We start from the raw sequence: 17,226 nt of genomic DNA, 5'->3' as shown, positions 1-17,226 counted from the left end.
CGCACGCGCGTCAGAGCGGAGCGGAGCTTGGTTTCGCGCAGTATACAGGTTCGGCGGTCAACCCGCATGCAGGCGGATCAGCCGGATGTCGGGCGGCTGGGTGCGCCTTCGTCGGACGGGGCCAGCTTCTCGATCATCTGTCCGAGCAGTCCCCAGAAGAAGTCCTGGCCCGGATAGCCGCGGATCCTGCCGATTTCGCGCCCGTCCTCGATCAGTGCGAAGCTCGGCGTGAACCGCTCGCCCTTCATCCAGCCCAGATCATCGGGCATCGGCTCGTGGATGTCGACGCGACGAAGTGGCGCCTGGCGGCCTTCCTCGGTCTTCGGGTAGATCGGTCCGATCTCCGCATGCCAGCGGGCGCACCACTCGCAGCCCTTCTGTTCGAACATGACGAGCTCGGCCGCGCGTGCCTGCGGCACAGCGAAAACGGCAAGAGCCGTCAGCAGCATGAGGGGCAGCATCAGGGCCGGCCAGCGCATCGTCGTTCTTTCTGATCGCCAAAAGGTGAGGGGACAGGTCTATCCCGCCAGCCTATACCAAAACAAGTGGATCATATGCGAAAAGAGGAATACGAGTTGAGGCAAGGGGTCACATTGCCGTGTAGCGTGTATGCGCTATGCCCGGTGATATCGGATCGCCGCTCACCTCGCCCTTCCGCCCGGTCCAAGACAGCAAGCAGGTAGGCTCATGTTTCAGGACATCACCGTCATCGGCGCGTTTTTCGCAGGTCTCCTTTCCTTCGTGTCTCCCTGCGTCCTGCCGCTGGTGCCGCCCTATCTCGGCTTTCTGGCGGGCGTTTCGCTGGATGAACTGACAGGCGAGGGCGCGGAACAGAAGGCCGATCCGCGCAAGGTGTTCTTCGCATCGCTCGCCTTCGTTCTGGGCTTTTCTTCGGTCTTCGTGGCGATGGGGGCCAGCGCGTCCTTCATCGGCCAGTTCGTCACGCAGCATCTCCAGGTGTTCGGCTATCTCGCGGGCGCCGCGATCATCGTCATGGGGCTGCATTTCCTCGGCGTCTTCCGCATCGGCCTGCTGTACCGGGAGGCGCGGGTGCATGTGGAGCGAAAGCCCGCGGGCCTCTTGGGCGCCTATGTGATCGGCCTTGCCTTCGCGTTCGGCTGGACGCCCTGCGTCGGGCCGATCCTGGCGGCGATCCTGTTCGTTGCAGGCACCGAGGAATCGGTATTGCAGGGCGCCGTTCTGCTCGGCTCCTATGCGCTGGGGATCGGCGTGCCGTTCCTGATCGCGGGCCTTTTCGCGGGCCCGTTCATGCGGTTCATGCGCCGCTTCCGCAAGCACATGGTGACTGTGGAGCGGGTGATGGGCGTGTTCATGATCATCACCGGCGTCGCCTTCATGACCGGCCAGATGGCCCGCTTCTCCTTCTGGCTGCTCGAAACGTTTCCCGCTCTCGCCGTCATCGGCTAAGCTGACGACCGCATCCGGGGGGAATGCGGTCGCATTGATGTATTCTCATAAATGAATATGTGAATTGATTGCCCCTCTCGATGGTGCTACGGTTTCATCAGGTCGGTTGAATCGACCGTCAAGAAGACAAGGCCGGGAACGCGGCCTGAAGCTGGCGCAAGCCGGTCAGAGGGAAGGAAATAGCCCATGAGCCTCTTTCGTAGGGGTCTGTCGGCTGCGTGCATCCTGCTTGCAGGCGTTGCAGCGGCCAGTGCCGAAGACATCGTGTCCTACGAAGTTGTCGACGGAACCATTCCGAAATCGCTGACAGGCGTCCCCGGAGATCCGGCCGCCGGACGCAAGGCGGTGATCGACCGCCGGCTCGGCAATTGCGTTGCCTGCCATACGGCCACGGAGCTGTCCGACCAGCAGTTTCACGGCGAGGTCGGGCCGCCGCTCGACGGCGTTGCCGACCGCTGGGACGAGGCGACCCTGCGTATGATCATCGTCAATCCGAAGATGGTCTACGAGGGTACCGTGATGCCGGCGTTCTACCGCAATGACGGCTTCCACCGCGTGGCGCCCAAATTTGCCGGCAAGACCATCATGACCGCGCAGCAGGTCGAGGATGTGGTCGCCTACCTGATGACGCTCAAGGACTGAGCCGCGGTCACCGGATGGCGTGCCGCGACCAGCCGAATTCTTAGCGAGGAACTCGAGATGAACATGACACGACGCCAGGCGCTTGCCCTGGGTGCCGGAGCCGCCGTTCTTGCGATGACGGGGCTGCCGCGCTTCGCATCGGCGGAAGACGCCAAGGTCCAGGCGGCGATCGATGCCTTTGCCGGCGGCGCCTCCATCGAGACGGGCACCGTTTCGCTGTCCGCACCGGAGATCGCCGAGAACGGCAATACCGTGCCGATCGGCGTGTCCGTCGACAGCCCGATGACCGATGCGGACCATGTGACCGCTGTCATGCTGCTGGCGGCCGGCAACCCGCAGCCGGGCGTTGCGACGTTCCACTTCTCGTCCATGTCGGGCTCGGCGGATGCCACCACCCGCATGCGGCTTGCCAAGACGCAGGATGTGATCGCACTGGCCAAGACGTCGACGGGCAAGGTCTTCATGGACCGCAAGACCGTCAAGGTGACGATCGGCGGCTGCGGCGGCTAAGCCGGCCCGCCTGCGTCCATTCTTCAACATTCATCGCCAGCAGGAGCGCGAGATGTCCAGTTCCAAGCCCCGCGTCAAGGTGCCGAAGACGGCGTCCAAGGACGAGGTCATCCAGATCAAGACCCTCATTTCCCACACGATGGAGTCCGGCCAGCGCAAGGACGACAAGGGAAATGTCATTCCGCGGTCGATCATCAACAAGTTCACCTGCGAGTTCAACGGGAAGACCGTCTTCTCCTGCGATCTCGAGCCTGCGATCTCGGCCAATCCCTATCTGGAATTCAGCGCCAAGGTGCCGGAGACGGGCACGTTCAAGTTCACCTGGGTGGACGACGACGGCTCGGTCTACTCCAGCGAATCCAAGATCACCGTCGAGTAAGGCGGGCCCTGCCGGCGATGGGGGTCGCCGGTGGACATTCGAACGGCACAAGCGGGTTGGCAGCTCGCATCACAGGGGGAGGCATATGAAGAAACTTGCGGGCACACTTATCGCCGGCACCGCCGCTGTTGTGGTCCTGGCGACAGGAGCCGCGATCGGTGACGAGACCGAGATGCCGAGCATCGACGGTACGACCATCGTGACGCGGGTGGCGCCGCCCGAGGGGCACCCCCTGAGCGAGGTGATCTCCGGCTTCGAGTTCAGGACCAAGGAAACCCAGGACCTCGAGCTCGACGACTTCAACAACCCCGGCTTCCTGATGGTCGAGCAGGGCGAGACGCTCTGGTCGACGGTCGAGGGCAGCGCAGGCAAGTCCTGCGAGAGCTGCCACGGCGATGCCTCCGAAAGCATGAAGGGCGTTCGCGCCTCCATGCCGAAGTGGAACGAGGCCGCCGGCAAGCCGATGGCGCTGGAGCAGTATGTCAACGCCTGCCGGACCGAGCGCATGGGTGCGGATGCCTGGAAATGGGAATCCGACCAGATGCTGGGCATGACGGCCTATGTCGGCCTGCAGTCCCGCGGCATGCCTGTCGCGCTCGACCTCAAGGCCGGCGCCATGCAGAGCTGGTGGGACAAGGGCAAGGAGATCTACTACACCCGCAGCGGTCAGCTGGATCTCGCCTGCGCCAGTTGCCATGAAAGCAACTACGGCAACTACATCCGCGCCGACCATCTCAGCCAAGGCCAGTCCAACGGTTTCCCGACCTACCGGCTGAAGTGGCAGAAGATGGGCTCCCTGCATCGTCGCCTGAAGGGCTGCATGGCGGATGTCCGTGCCGAACCCTATGACGTGGGGTCGGACGAATTCGTCGCGCTTGAGACCTATCTCGCCTGGCGCGGGACGGGCCTTTCGGTCGAGACGCCGGCGGTGCGCAACTAGGCGCGACCGGATCCGGGGCGGCGAGTGCCGCCCCGACCATTGACGAAAACAGAGGTGTTCCGTTCGCGCCCTTGCGGCGCAACGGCTTCGCTTTGCCCGTTCACGGGCGATGGCGAAGAACGACCCGGAGTGGATGAGCGAGCATGATTTCCCGGCGTGAGTTCCTGATGGCGGCGGTGGCCGCCGGTGCCCTGACCAGCGGTTCCGGCTTCGGCCAGTGGGCGCGGCTGGCGGCCCAGCAGAGCCTGAGCCAGGACGACCTGCTGTCGTTCCGGCCGCTCGGCAACGTCACGTTGGTGCATCTGACGGACATCCACGCCCAGCTGATGCCGGTCTACTTCCGCGAGCCGTCGACCAATCTGGGCGTCGGCGAGGTGAAGGGCCTGCCGCCGCACGTGACCGGCGAGGATTTCCTCAAGCTCTACAACCTGCAGCCGGGCTCTCCGGAAGCCTATGCGCTGACGTCGGTCGATTTCGATTCCCTGTCGCGCGCCTATGGGCGGATGGGCGGCGTCGACCGCATCGCCACCGTGCTGAAGTCGATCCGTGCCGAGCGCGAGGATCGGATGCTGTTCCTCGACGGCGGCGACACCTGGCAGGGCAGCTATACCTCTCTAAACACCGGCGGCATGGACATGATCGAGGTCATGAACGCGCTGGCGCCCGATGCGATGACCGGCCATTGGGAGTTCACCTACGGGGCGGAGCGCGTCAAGGAACTGGTCGAGGGACTTCCCTATGCCTTCCTCGGCAGCAATATCCGCGACACCGAATGGGACGAGGCGGTCTTCGAGCCCTATCGCATCTTCGAGCGCGGCGGGATCAAGGTCGCCGTGATCGGCCAGGCCTTCCCCTATACGCCGGTCGCCAATCCGCGCTGGATGATGCCCGACTGGTCGTTCGGCATCCGCGAGGAGGAGGTGCAGGCGAATATCGATGCGGTGCGTGCGGAAGGCGCTGAACTCGTCGTCCTGCTGTCGCATAACGGCTTCGACGTCGACCGCAAGCTGGCAAGCCGCGTCACCGGTCTCGACGTGATCCTCACCGGCCACACGCATGATGCTCTGCCCGAGCCGGTGAAGGTGGGCAAGACGCTGCTGGTCGCCACCGGCTCCAACGGCAAGTTCGTCTCGCGCCTCGATCTCGACGTGCAGGGCGGCGAGGTGAAGGACTTCCGCTACCGGCTGATCCCGATCTTCTCGGATGTCATCACGCCGGACGCGGAGATGGCTGCGCTGGTGGAAAAGGTCCGTGCACCCCATGCGGACGAGCTGGCGCGCGAACTGGCGACGACCGAAACGCTGCTCTATCGGCGCGGCAACTTCAACGGCACGTTCGACGATCTCATCTGCGATGCGCTGCTGGAGCAGCGCGAGGCGCAGATCGCCCTGTCTCCGGGCTTCCGATGGGGGACGTCGGTACCGGCCGGCCAGCCGATCACCGTCGAGGACCTGCACAACGCGACGTCGATGACCTATCCGGCCGCCTACCGGTCGGAAATGACCGGCGCGATGCTGAAGGACATCCTCGAGGATGTGGCGGACAACCTCTTCAACGTCGATCCCTATTACCAGCAGGGCGGCGACATGGTCCGCGTCGGCGGCATGGCCTATTCGATCGATCCCACCAAGGAGATCGGCAGCCGGATTTCCGACATGACGGTCATCGCCGACGGGACGGCCGTCGAGGCCGGCAAGAGCTATGTGGTGACCGGCTGGGCCAGCGTGAACGAGGGGACGGAAGGCCCCGCGATCTGGGATGTGGTCGAGGCCCATCTGAAGGACCGCGGCACGGTCACGCTGGAGCCGAACCGCGCCGTGCGCGTCACCGGGATCTGAGAGAGCGGATGCGGGGTGAAGCTCCGCCCTTAATATTCAATCATATGAAATCGCGTATCTGAAAAGATGCCTGCGGAGGACGAGATGAAGAAAACACCAGGACCTGACGGGGTGCTTGCCAGCCCGGGCCGCCGGTCGCTTCTGAAGGCGGGACTTGCGGCTGGCGGGCTGGTCGCGACAGGCGGCTTTTCCCGGGCCTCGGAGGTCAATCCGGACAATCTGCCGCCGAATGTCGCCGACTGGAGCCGCTATCTGGGCGCCGGCGTGGATGCCGCGCCCTACGGCATGCCGTCCGAGCACGAGGCGCATGTGGTGCGCCGCAGCGTCGAATGGCTGACGGCCTCGCGCGAGAGTTCGGTGAACTTCACGCCGCTGCACGAGCTGGACGGCATCATCACGCCGAACGGGCTGTGCTTCGAGCGCCATCACAGCGGCGTTGCGGATATGAACCCGACCGATTTCCGGCTGATGATCAATGGCCTCGTCGAAACGCCGCTGGTCTTCACGCTGGAGGACCTGAAGCGCTTCCCGCGCGAGAACCGGATCTATTTCCTGGAATGCGCCGCCAACTCCGGCATGGAATGGCGCGGTGCCCAGCTGAACGGCTGCCAGTTCACCCACGGCATGGTCCATTGTGTCATGTATACCGGCGTGCCGCTGAAGTACCTGCTGGAAGAGGCGGGGGTGAAGACCAATGCCCGCTGGGTCATGCCCGAGGGCGGCGATTCCGCCGGCATGAACCGCTCGATCCCGCTGGAAAAGGCGCTGGACGACTGCATGGTCGCCTTCAAGATGAACGGCGAGGCGCTGCGCCCCGAACAGGGCTATCCCGCACGCCTGGTGGTGCCGGGCTGGGAAGGCAACATGTGGGTCAAGTGGCTGCGCCGCATCGAGGTGGGCGACGAGCCGTGGCATGCCCGCGAGGAGACGTCGAAATACACGGACCTGCTGGAAAACGGCAAGGCGCGGCGCTTCACCTGGGTGATGGACACCAAGTCGGTGATCACCAACCCGAGCCCGCAGGCGCCGCTCCTGCACAGCCGCGGCCAGACCGTGCTGAGCGGGCTTGCCTGGTCGGGCAACGGCCGCATCACCCGGGTCGACGTCACGACCGACGGCGGACGCAACTGGCACCAGGCGCGCATCGACGGGCCGAGCCTGCCGAAGGCGCTGCATCGCTTCTACTACGAGTTCGACTGGGACGGGTCTCCGCTGCTGCTGCAGTCGCGTGCCTATGACGATGCGGGCTACGTCCAGCCGACCAAGAACGAACTGCGCGCCGCGCGCGGAACCAACTCCATCTATCACAACAACGGCATCCAGACCTGGGAGGTCAAGGCCGATGGGAGCGTGGAAAATGTCGAGATCTCTTAAGTCCGCGGCTCTCGTCCTGGCGCTGGCCGTCGCCGGAAGCATGCCGGCCTCGGCGGGCAAGCTCGGCCTTGGAACGCCGGCCACGCCCGAGGAGGTTGCCGGCTGGGACATCGACGTGCGTCCGGACGGACAGGGGCTGCCGGAGGGGCGCGGAACGGTCGCCGAGGGCGAGGCCATCTTCTCGGAGCAATGCGCCGCCTGTCACGGCGATTTCGGCGAGGGTGCGGGACGCTGGCCGGTTCTGGCCGGCGGGGCTGGTTCTCTGTCGTCGCACGATCCGGTGAAGACGATCGGCTCTTACTGGCCGTACCTGTCGACCGTCTACGATTACGTCTATAGAGCCATGCCATTTGGGAATGCGCAAAGCCTATCCCCCGACGAAACCTATGCTATCGTTGCATATCTTCTGTATCTGAACGACGTCGTGACGGATGAGGAGTTCGAGCTCTCGAAGGAGAATTTCAGCTCGATCAAGATGCCGAACGAGGATGGGTTCATCGACGATACGCGGTCGGAAGAGCCGATGAAGGCGACGGCCGAACTGTGCATGACGGACTGCAAGACGGATGTGAAGATCACGAAGCGGGCCCGTATCATCGACGTGACACCGGAAGACGAAGAGGCTGCCGGCATGTCGGTCGACTAGCCATCGAGCCCGGGACGGCGGGCTTCGATCGTTTCTCGTCACCTTGGGAGGGGGAGTGCGAGAATGGGAATGAGTGGCGTTCGGTCCGGCGTGCTGTCTGGCGTTCTGGGCATCACGCTTGCGATTGCCTGGGCGGGAAGCGTGCTTTCGGCCCAGGCGCGTGACGAACTGGTCGAGAAGGGCAGCAAGCTGTTCCGCCAGTGCCAGTCCTGCCATCAGGTCGGGCCGAAGGCCCGGCATGCGGTCGGACCCTATCTCAACAACATCTTCGGTCGCCGGGCAGGCACCCTCGAAGGGTTCCGCTATTCCGATGCGATGGAGCAGGCCGGGCAGGGCGGTCTGGTGTGGGACGAGACAGCGCTCGCCCGCTTCATCGGCGACCCGTCGGGGACGGTCAAAGGCACGCGGATGAAGTTCCGCGGTCTCACGGCCGAAGCCGACCAGAAGGCACTTGTCGCCTTCATCCGCCAGCATTCGCCCGGCCCCTCCAACATTCCCGAAACGCCGCCGACGGCGCCCGTGCATGCATCGGCAGGCGATCCCGACCTTCCCGAGCACATCCTGTCGATCGCGGGTGATTCCGCCTACGGCGAATACCTGTCCAGCGAATGCGTCACCTGTCACCAGGCCAGCGGCGAGGACAAGGGCATTCCGTCCATCACCAGCTGGCCGGCACGCCGCTTCGTGACCGTCATGCATGCCTACAGGTCGAAGCACCGGGAGAACCCGGTGATGCGCTCCGTGGCCGCGAGCCTGACGGACGAGGAGATCGCGTCGCTGGCGGTCTATTTCGAAACGCTTGAGTGAAGAGTAGGGAAGAGGATAACTTCAGGTTGAACAATCGAGGGTAACCCGCAAGGCGGGAACGGGAGGAGCAGAGCATGGGTATTACACGGCGCGGGTTTGCGAAGGGCACGGCGGCAATTGCCGGCGTAGGACTGCTGTCGGGGATGGGGCGTGCGGCCTATGGCCAGGCGCGGCCGAAGGTCGTGGTGATCGGCGGCGGTGCCGGCGGCGCGACGGCGGCGCGCTATCTCGCCAAGGACAGTCAGGGTGCCATCGACGTCACCTTGATCGAGCCGACGAAGGCCTACTACACCTGCTTCTTCTCCAACCTCTATCTTGGCGGCTATCGTTCGCTGGAATCCATCGGCCACACCTACGACAAGCTCGCCTCCGAGTTCGGCGTGAACGTGGTGCATGACTGGGCGATCGGCATCGACCGCGATGCGAAGACGGTGGCGCTCGCCGGCGGCGGCAGCGTGCCTTACGACAAGCTGGTGGTCTCGCCGGGCATCGATCTCATCTATGACAGCGTGCCGGGATACTCGCTGGAAGCCGCTTCGCTGATGCCGCATGCCTGGAAGGCGGGAACGCAGACCGCGCTGCTGAAGAACAAGATCGCGGCGATGCGCGAGGGCGGTACCTTCGCCATGGTGGCCCCGCCCAACCCCTATCGCTGCCCACCCGGGCCGTACGAGCGCATCTCCATGGTCGCGCATGTGCTCAAGACTTCCAATCCGACGGCGAAGATCGTCGTGATCGACCCCAAGGAGGCGTTCTCCAAGCAGGCGCTCTTCATGGAAGGATGGGAGAAGCACTATCCCGGTATGGTCGAGTGGCTGCCCGCCTCCATCCATGGCGGCATCGAGAGCATCGACCCGCAGACGGGCGAGATCGTCACCGGCCTCGATACGATCAAGGCGGATGTCGCCAACATCATCCCGGCGCAAAAGGCCGGACGGATCGCCGAGGCGGCAGGCCTGACCAACGAGAGCGGCTACTGCGCCATCGAGCCGGCGACGATGCAAAGCAAGGTGGATGCGAACATCCATGTCATCGGTGATGCCTGCATTGCCGGCGACATGCCGAAGTCGGGCTTTTCCGCCAACAGCCAGGCCAAGGTTGCGGCAATGGCGATCCGGGCCGACCTCACGGGCTCCAACAAGTTCCCGCCGAGGTTCTCCAACACCTGCTGGAGCCTCATCGCGACCGACGACGGCGTGAAGGTTGGGGCGAGATACGAAGCCGGCGAAGAAAAGATCACCTCGGTCGACAGCTTCATCAGCCAGACCGGTGAGGACGCGGCTCTGAGGAAGACGACCTACGAGGAGTCGGTCGGCTGGTACGAGGGCATCACGGCCGACATGTTCGGCTGATACCTGCCGGTTTTCCGCTGAAACTCTTCAAGCCGCCGGGCCCTGGGTCCGGCGGCTTTTGCGTGACTTACTCGGCAGCGGCCCTGGCACGGCCCGGCAAAGCATGCGTGAGCGAAGGCGGGAGCATCGCGGCAATCCGGCGCCATAGCGCTGCCGGCGCGGTCGCGAGCAGCAGGCCCGCCATGATCAGAAGAAAGCCGGCAAAGTGATAGCCGTGCAGTTCCTCGCCCAGGAACACCACGGCCATCAGTACGCCGTAGGGCGGTAGCAGATACATGAACAGCCCCGCCGTGGAAGGGCCGATCACCGCGACACCGTGCTGGAAGCAGTAGAAGGCCAGAACGGAGGAAATGGAGGCGAGACCGAAGATCGACAGCCAGGCATCGAGGGATGCCGGGAAGTGTCCGGTTTCGGCGATCTCCACCAGCGTGAAGGGGGCGAGCGTGACGACGCCGGCAAAGGCAAGCGCCGCGAAGAGCGACATCGTCGGGACGGCGGAGAGCGTGCTGCGCTTCAGGAGCACCGAATAGACAGCCCAACTGAGCGCCGCGATGGCGAAGATCACATCGCCTGCGTTGAAGCGGAGCGCGAACAGCTGGGCGAGCGAACCCTTCACCACGATGGCGACGACGCCGAGGATCGCCAGCACGATGCCGATGGCTTCGCGCCGGCCGATGGCACGGCCGCGGAACAGCCATTCCAGCACCAGGATAAGCACCGGCGATGACGTGTAGATTAGCGTCCCGTTGGTGGCGCTGGTGTAGCGCAGCGCGAAATAGACGCCGGCGCCGCAGAACCACATTCCGAGCAGGCCCATCACGCCAATGAGATCCCAGTTCCGGACGATGTCGCGCCCGTGCGCCTTGAGACCCGGCAAGGCGAAGGGCAGGAGGATCAGCAGGGCGACGAGCCAGCGAAGAAACGCCAGCGTCCAGGGCTCGACCGTATCGGCGGCAGCGCGGCCGATGACGATGTTGGAGGCGAAGAACAGCGGCATGACGAGAAGCAGGGCAAAGGCCCGCTGTCGGACATTCGTGGGATCGAACATGGAAAGCCTGACCAGGGGAGGGGCAGCCGCTCGCAACAGGCCGTCCGGTCGCCTCTAGCGCTGCTCGGTACGGTCCCGCGGGAACGGCACGGGCCGGCAACTGATACCCTCGTCTGCGATGTAGACGCAAGTCGCCGCTGCATCGGCAGCGTTTGGGTAGGGGCCGGCATAGAGGCGCACGCCTTCGCCCCCGTCTTCGTCCGGAACGATACGGCTGAGAACCTGCGTCGGCAGGTCCTTGTGCGCTGCGCGCAGGCCCGACCAGGCCTCTTCTGCCGCACTCTGTGAGGCGTATGGTCCGAGATCGATACCGAAATCCGTGCGCTGGATGCGGTCGCCGCTGTCGGAGGCGATGTGCCCAGCAGCATCCCGCACGGACAGGGACGGCGCTTCCGCTGGCGTCTCGTCCGTGTTCGTTGCCGGGATCGAAGCGGTGTTCGTCGCCTCTCCAGGCACCGGAAGGGCAACGATGCGCACCGGCTGGCGCAGCGTCTCGGGCAGGGCGGCCTCGATGAGGTTTTCCGATTTGGCGGCGGTCGCTTTTGCGTCGGCTTCCGGAGCTTCAGTGACCTGTTCGGTTGCCTGCGGCTCGGCGCGCCGGGCGCTCGGCGCGGGCAGCGTTTCGACCGGCGTCGGGGTGCCGGCGCGCGCGTCGACGGCTGCGTCCACGTTTTCGCGGAAGGTGGCGGGCGGGGCTGCGGCTTCTGCCTCGGCGGCCTGCTCCTTGCGCTCGATTAGAATCTCGCCGCGCTCATGCATCACCGACATGGCACGGCGCAATTCGGCGACCTCGCGCCGCAAGGTCTCGAGTTCGGCCTGCATCAGGCGGCGAGCCTGCGCGCCTTCGACGCCGCCGTCGGACGGATAAATCTCTACCCCGCCGGATGGGCGGGAATTGATCGAAGCGGTGCTGCCGACTTCGCCGACCGGCGGAAGAAGCATCGTGCCGGCCTGGCGCGCATGAAAGGGAGATTCGTGAGCAAGGAAGATCGAGGCCGCGCCGACAATGGCGAAGAGCATCGCGCCGCCGCCCCAGAGCGCGACGGTTCGCGTGTCGCCGGATATGTGGACCGGCCGTTTTCTCTTGCTCGCCTGTAGCGGTTTCACGCCGCGTTTCCCGCGCCTGCTTCGTCTCTCACCAGAGAATGCCGAACATGGTTAACAAGGCCTGAAGTTTCTGTCGACACAAAGGGTTTTAAGCAATTTTGCCGAGATGCGATGGCCGCCGTTTCGTCTTTGTTTGCAAATCCGTGTCACGAATTGAAACAGGTTTTGATTGTGCGGAGAGGGGCTGCGTTCGCTAAGGGTGTGGCCAGACACGACAGGCGGGGCGCCGAAACGGTGCGCCCGGACAGCGGCCTTTGGAGACAGTCACATATGTGCGGAATCGTCGGGATCTTGGGAAAGCAGCCGGTCGCGAGCCTGCTGGTCGATGCGCTGAAACGCCTTGAATATCGTGGCTACGATTCGGCCGGCGTTGCAACGCTCGATGCCGGACAGCTCGTGCGGTGCCGCGCCCCCGGCAAGCTGCGCAACCTTCAGGACAAGCTCGAGCGTGGGCCGATTGCCGGCCTTGCCGGCATCGGCCATACGCGTTGGGCGACGCATGGCGCAGCGACCGAGGCCAACGCGCATCCGCATTCCGCTCCCGGTGTTGCGGTCGTGCACAACGGCATCATCGAGAACTATCTGGAGCTGCGCGGCGAGCTGCAGGCCGGCGGTGCCAAACTTTCCAGCGATACCGATACGGAAGTCGTCGCGCATATGGTCTCGCGGGAGCTGGCCCGCGGCGCCAGCCCGCGCGATGCGGTGGCCGTGACGCTGCCCCGGCTCAAAGGCGCCTTTGCGCTGGCCTTCATCTTCGAGGGGCAGGAAGACCTTCTGATCGGCGCAAGGCGCGGGTCTCCGCTTGCGGTCGGCTATGGCGAGGGCGAGATGTTCCTCGGTTCGGACGCCATTGCGCTGTCGCCATTTACCGACCGCATCTCCTATCTGGAGGAAGGCGACTGGGTGGTGCTCACCCGGAACAGCTGCGAGATCATGGATGCGTCCAACGCGCCGGTCGAGCGGCCGGTGATCTCCTCGCAGGCGGTCTCGCTGACCATCGACAAGGGCAACTATCGCCACTTCATGGCGAAGGAGATCCACGAGCAGCCGGAGGTCATCGGCCATACGCTGTCGCGCTATCTCGACCTGTCGAAGATGCAGACGACTTTCACCAACGGCACGTTGATCGATTTCGCGCCGCTCGACCGGCTGATCATTTCCGCCTGCGGGACCGCCTATTACGCGGGTCTGGTGGCGAAATACTGGTTCGAGCGCTACGCAAGGCTGCCGGTCGACATCGATGTCGCCTCCGAGTTCCGCTACCGCGAAATGCCGATCCGCAAGGGCGACATGGCGCTGTTCATCTCGCAGTCCGGCGAAACGGCGGACACGCTGGCCGGCCTTCGCTACTGCAAATCGCAGGGCATCAAGGTCGCCGCGGTCGTCAATGTGCCGGAATCGACCATCGCCCGCGAGGCGGATCTCGTCTTCCCGACGATTGCAGGCCGCGAGATCGGCGTCGCCTCGACCAAGGCGTTTACCTGCCAGCTGGCCGTCCTGGCTTCGCTTGCGGTGCATGCCGGCGTGCAGCGCGGCCACGTCTCCGCCGACGAGGCGGCCGCGCTGGTGCGTTCCCTTGCCGAGGTGCCGGGCACGGTCAACCGCGCGCTGTCGCTCGAGGCAGAGGTCGAGGCGCTGGCCCAGCCGCTGTCGCGGGCCCGCGACGTGCTCTACCTCGGACGCGGGACCAGCTTCCCGCTCGCCATGGAAGGCGCGCTGAAGCTGAAGGAAATCTCCTACATCCACGCCGAAGGTTATCCGGCCGGAGAGCTGAAGCATGGCCCGATCGCGCTGATCGACGAGGACGTGCCGGTCATCGTCATCGCGCCGTTCGACCAGGTGTTCGAGAAGACCGTCTCGAACATGGAAGAGGTTGCGGCGCGCGGCGGCAAGGTGGTGCTGATCACCGACGAGAAGGGCGCTGCCGCCTGCGGCGCCCCGACCTGGCGCACGGTTGTGGTTCCGGACGTGCCGGAGTTCATCGCACCCATCGTCTTCGCGCTGCCGGTGCAGCTGCTCGCCTATCACACCGCTGTCTTCATGGGCACGGATGTGGACCAGCCGCGCAATCTCGCGAAATCGGTCACGGTGGAGTAGGCGGCACCGTCTGTCCCGTTGGTCCGAAACGAAAAGGCCACCCGGAGGCTCTCCGGGCGGCCTTTCCTGTTTTTCAGACGAGCAAGGTTCAGTTCGCCGGCTTCTGCTCGTTCGTTGCAGCGTCCTCGGTGTCGGCCGCAGCGGGGCACAGCATGCCCAGCGCACCGACGGTGACACAGGAGCGGCACCAGGTGATGCCCTGACGCTCCTGTTGCTGGAGCAGTTCTTCCTCGCTCATGCCTTCCGGCGCCGGGATGCAGCTGCGGCCGCAGGGCTCCAGGCTCTCGTCCTCGGCGCTGAGCAGGCTGTAGAGACGGCCGCTGGCACACAGGGCAGGGGCGGCGGCAAACGGTCCGGCCGAAGGCACGCTGCCGGCATCTCCCGTATCCGTGCCGTCGGCGCCTGTATCCTCGCCTGCGCCCGTATCGGGAGCCGCTGCGCCGTTCTCGCTTTCACCGGCCGGATTGCAGGCGGCGAAGAGCTTGGCCAGGGTCTCCGGGTCGGTGTACGGCGCCTCGTCGGTGCCGAGGTCGCTGTCCTCGCGGAAGCTGGCCCAGGCTTCGCGCGTCCGGCGTCCGGTCAGGCCGTCGACCGGACCGGCATCGTAGCCGGAGGCGTTCAGGCAGGCCTGGATCCAGGAGATGTTCTCCTGCGGCGTCGGAGCGGGACGCTCGGGCGCGCAGCCGGCGCCGAAGGGACGATACCCTTGTGCGCAGACGCAGCGGTTCTGGTTCGAGGAATAGACGAACGGGAACGTGCAGGCCTGGCTGTCGCGGCGCACGCATTCGCCGCCGTCGACCACATAGCCGCTCGGGCAGATGCAGCCGCCTGCGGAGCGCGAGTACTGCCAGGGCGCGATGCAGGCCGGCGGGGTAGCGATCGGCGGGACCGGAACCGGCAGGATGCAGCGACGCTCACGGGCGGAATAGATGTAGGGCAGACGGCAGACCGGCGGACGGTCCGGCATCACGCAGCGATTGCCCTGGCGCACTTCCGGCGGACGGCAGACGACCGGCGGCAACACGCAGCGACCTCCACGCATGACGCGCGGCGGGCGGCACTCGGGACGCTCTGGCATGACGCAGCGGTTGCCGCGGCGAACCTGCGGCGGCGGACAGATGATCGGCCGGTCGGGCATCACGCAGCGGCCGTTCTGCATCACGCGCGGCGGGGCACAGATCACCGGAGCCGGCAGCACGCACTGTCCGTTGCGCATGACGCGCGGCGGCAGGCAGACGGCCGGCCGCTCCGGCATTTCGCATCGCCCGCCACGCATCACCCGCGGCGGCGGGCACAGGACCGGCCGGTCGGGGCGGACGCAACGGCCGTTCTGCATCACCCGGGGCGGAGCACAGAGGATCGGCCGCTCGGGCAGGATGATCGGTCGGTCGCGGCCAAGATCGAGCGGCTGGGCGGCTGCCGGCGTTTGCAGAAAGGCAAAGAATGCCAGCGTCATTGCCATGAGCAGCCAGACGGCGGCTCGCAGACCGGCTGTCAGGGGCGGAGGGTCGGCGCAGGTCACGCCTGCAACAGCATGTGTTTTCTTGGTCATTGCCAAATCCTCGCAGTCTCTGGTTTGACCGTCGGCCTGTCCTGGCGGGGATCGGATGACGGGATGAGGCAAGTCTGCGCGTGCGACCAGCCTGTCGCCGTGACGGACATCACATGGTGCGGCGCCTTGTCACACGATGGTAAACCACTGGTGAGGAAGAGGCATCAGGGTTCTTCAGGTCGGCTCCGAGCCGGAGGGGCGCGAGGCGACATAGGTGGCGCAGCCCATCATGACCACGCCGACGAACACGGCGAGCGGCAGGGTCGGCCTTGCCGACAGCAGAAAGACCGCATAGCCGAAGGCCATGCCGCTGAGCGCGGCGATCTTGGCGCGCGGGCGTATGGCCCCTTCCTCGCGCCAGGCGCGGATGCCGGGGCCGAATTGAGGATGCTCAAGCAGCCAGGCTTCAAGCGCGGGCGAGGAACGGGCGAAGCAGGCCGTCGCACCGATGAAAAAGATGGTCGAGGGGAGCAGCGGCAGGAATGCGCCGATGATCCCGATCGCAACCAGCAGCACGCCGAGCAGCCGGTAACCGAGACGCAGGGCCCAGGAGGAGCTGGGCGTGGGTGCATTCTGGTCCATGAAACCGGTTTGTCTCCATGGGCGGCTTGCTCATTCGCTCAGGCTGACTATCAAATGTTCGGGCAGGGGGCTAGTTCGGCGCTGCAACATCGCAATATGCGAGAGGCAGGGTGCGAAGGCGGAGCGGCCGAAGCCGCATCGCCAGATGTCAGGACGTGAAGCAATTATGAGCGGAAGCAGCAATTCCGAAGACCTGGAGCCGACCTCCGTGCCGGTTGCACGGCCGCGAGCCATGACCCGGATGCGGAACTATTTTCTGACCGGACTGATCATCGCCGGCCCGCTCGGCATCACGGCCTATCTGACCTGGTCGATCATCCAGTGGGTCGACGGCTGGATCAAGCCGCTGATCCCGCATGTCTACAATCCCGATACCTATCTTCCTTTTCCCATCCCCGGTGTCGGCCTCATCGTCGCGTTCCTGGCGCTCGTCGTCATCGGCTTCCTTACGGCGAACATCGCCGGCAAGACGCTGCTGTCCTATGGCGAGTTGCTGCTGGGCCGCATGCCGGTGGTGCGCAATCTCTACAGCGGCCTGAAGCAGATCTTCGAGACCGTGCTGGCGGAGCGGTCCAACAGCTTCAAGAAGGCGGCGATCATCCAGTATCCGCGCCCCGGTCTGTGGGCCATCGTCTTCATTGCAACGGACGCGCGCGGCGAGGTCGCGCATCGTCTCGATCAGGTGGGAGCCGACGTCACCGCAGTCTTCCTTCCGACGACGCCCAATCCGACGTCGGGATTTCTGCTCTATGTGCCCAAGAGCGAGATCATCGAGCTGGACATGACCGTCGAGGACGCGGCGAAGCTCGTGATATCCGCCGGCCTGGTCAGCCCCGAATACGAGAAGCTCGCCGCGATGCAGCAGCAGAAGACCGAGGCCGAGGCTGTCGTCACGGCCGGTTGAAGACCTGCGACACTTGTCTC

At 65.1% G+C, this 17,226-nt stretch carries 17 protein-coding genes; 12 read left to right on the top strand and 5 right to left on the bottom strand.

Translation table 11 applies throughout. From position 1 onward, the window contains the following. Nucleotides 1-77: 77 nt before the first annotated feature. The gene (locus BBX35_RS01440) at nucleotides 78-479 is read right to left on the bottom strand and encodes a thioredoxin domain-containing protein (RefSeq protein WP_228187974.1); all 402 of its coding nucleotides are present in this window, start codon (nucleotides 477-479) and stop codon (nucleotides 78-80) included. Between the two features lie 208 nt (nucleotides 480-687). Between BBX35_RS01440 and BBX35_RS01435 the strand changes: the two genes are divergently transcribed. The 10 genes from BBX35_RS01435 (at nucleotide 688) to BBX35_RS01390 (ending at nucleotide 9,916) form a co-directional block, all read left to right on the top strand. Next, nucleotides 688-1,428 (top strand): cytochrome c biogenesis CcdA family protein, encoded by a 741-nt coding sequence (locus tag BBX35_RS01435; RefSeq protein ID WP_067215197.1) that lies wholly within the window; start codon nucleotides 688-690, stop codon nucleotides 1,426-1,428. 186 nt (nucleotides 1,429-1,614) lie between these two features. Continuing rightward, complete coding sequence (gene soxX / locus BBX35_RS01430) at nucleotides 1,615-2,070, top strand: sulfur oxidation c-type cytochrome SoxX (RefSeq protein WP_067215195.1); 456 nt, start codon at nucleotides 1,615-1,617, stop codon at nucleotides 2,068-2,070. A gap of 57 nt (nucleotides 2,071-2,127) precedes the next feature. Then, nucleotides 2,128-2,580 (top strand): thiosulfate oxidation carrier protein SoxY, encoded by a 453-nt coding sequence (gene soxY, locus BBX35_RS01425; RefSeq protein ID WP_067215193.1) that lies wholly within the window; start codon nucleotides 2,128-2,130, stop codon nucleotides 2,578-2,580. Nucleotides 2,581-2,632: 52 nt separating this feature from the next. Beyond that, on the top strand, nucleotides 2,633-2,959 hold the full coding sequence (gene soxZ / locus BBX35_RS01420; RefSeq protein ID WP_067215191.1) for a thiosulfate oxidation carrier complex protein SoxZ: 327 nt from the start codon (nucleotides 2,633-2,635) through the stop codon (nucleotides 2,957-2,959). A gap of 85 nt (nucleotides 2,960-3,044) precedes the next feature. Continuing rightward, nucleotides 3,045-3,899: a sulfur oxidation c-type cytochrome SoxA gene (gene soxA, locus BBX35_RS01415; RefSeq protein ID WP_067215188.1), complete on the top strand. Its 855-nt coding sequence runs from the start codon at nucleotides 3,045-3,047 to the stop codon at nucleotides 3,897-3,899. 143 nt (nucleotides 3,900-4,042) lie between these two features. Further along, nucleotides 4,043-5,737 carry a thiosulfohydrolase SoxB gene (soxB, locus tag BBX35_RS01410; RefSeq protein ID WP_067215186.1) on the top strand — a complete coding sequence of 565 codons (1,695 nt, stop codon included), beginning with the start codon at nucleotides 4,043-4,045 and terminating at the stop codon, nucleotides 5,735-5,737. Between the two features lie 84 nt (nucleotides 5,738-5,821). Further along, entirely contained in the window at nucleotides 5,822-7,111 is a 1,290-nt protein-coding gene (soxC, locus tag BBX35_RS01405; RefSeq protein ID WP_067215184.1) for a sulfite dehydrogenase, read from the top strand. Further along, the gene (locus tag BBX35_RS01400; protein WP_067215182.1) at nucleotides 7,095-7,757 is read left to right on the top strand and encodes a c-type cytochrome; all 663 of its coding nucleotides are present in this window, start codon (nucleotides 7,095-7,097) and stop codon (nucleotides 7,755-7,757) included. Before soxC ends, BBX35_RS01400 begins: the two co-directional genes overlap by 17 nt. Before the next feature lie 69 nt (nucleotides 7,758-7,826). Next, entirely contained in the window at nucleotides 7,827-8,564 is a 738-nt protein-coding gene (locus tag BBX35_RS01395; RefSeq protein ID WP_067215179.1) for a c-type cytochrome, read from the top strand. A 74-nt stretch (nucleotides 8,565-8,638) separates the two neighbouring features. Continuing rightward, the gene (locus tag BBX35_RS01390) at nucleotides 8,639-9,916 is read left to right on the top strand and encodes an FCSD flavin-binding domain-containing protein (protein WP_067215177.1); all 1,278 of its coding nucleotides are present in this window, start codon (nucleotides 8,639-8,641) and stop codon (nucleotides 9,914-9,916) included. 67 nt (nucleotides 9,917-9,983) lie between these two features. Here BBX35_RS01390 and BBX35_RS01385 read toward each other — a convergent pair whose 3' ends face one another. After that, nucleotides 9,984-10,964, bottom strand: a complete 981-nt coding sequence (locus BBX35_RS01385; RefSeq protein ID WP_083205960.1) for a DMT family transporter — start codon at nucleotides 10,962-10,964, stop codon at nucleotides 9,984-9,986. A gap of 54 nt (nucleotides 10,965-11,018) precedes the next feature. Then, nucleotides 11,019-12,071, bottom strand: coding sequence for an SPOR domain-containing protein (locus BBX35_RS01380; protein WP_141687797.1), 1,053 nt, complete (start codon nucleotides 12,069-12,071; stop codon nucleotides 11,019-11,021). 270 nt (nucleotides 12,072-12,341) lie between these two features. On the opposite strand from BBX35_RS01380, the gene glmS reads away from it, so the two are divergent. Further along, a complete protein-coding gene (gene glmS, locus BBX35_RS01375; RefSeq protein ID WP_067215172.1) occupies nucleotides 12,342-14,168 on the top strand; it encodes a glutamine--fructose-6-phosphate transaminase (isomerizing) in 1,827 nt (608 codons plus the stop codon). An 88-nt stretch (nucleotides 14,169-14,256) separates the two neighbouring features. Here the strand turns inward: glmS and BBX35_RS01370 are convergent, their stop codons facing one another. Continuing rightward, nucleotides 14,257-15,720 carry a peptidoglycan-binding domain-containing protein gene (locus BBX35_RS01370; RefSeq protein WP_067215169.1) on the bottom strand — a complete coding sequence of 488 codons (1,464 nt, stop codon included), beginning with the start codon at nucleotides 15,718-15,720 and terminating at the stop codon, nucleotides 14,257-14,259. A gap of 174 nt (nucleotides 15,721-15,894) precedes the next feature. Continuing rightward, on the bottom strand, nucleotides 15,895-16,302 hold the full coding sequence (locus BBX35_RS01365) for a YbaN family protein (protein ID WP_067215167.1): 408 nt from the start codon (nucleotides 16,300-16,302) through the stop codon (nucleotides 15,895-15,897). Between the two features lie 232 nt (nucleotides 16,303-16,534). Between BBX35_RS01365 and BBX35_RS01360 the strand changes: the two genes are divergently transcribed. Then, on the top strand, nucleotides 16,535-17,206 hold the full coding sequence (locus BBX35_RS01360; RefSeq protein ID WP_208979781.1) for a DUF502 domain-containing protein: 672 nt from the start codon (nucleotides 16,535-16,537) through the stop codon (nucleotides 17,204-17,206). Nucleotides 17,207-17,226: the final 20 nt, after the last annotated feature.

This window comes from Stappia indica (assembly GCF_001696535.1).
Classification (GTDB): domain Bacteria; phylum Pseudomonadota; class Alphaproteobacteria; order Rhizobiales; family Stappiaceae; genus Stappia; species Stappia indica.
The sequence above is the reverse complement of the archived record's forward strand: the minus strand, read 5'-3'. Positions and strand labels throughout refer to the sequence as shown.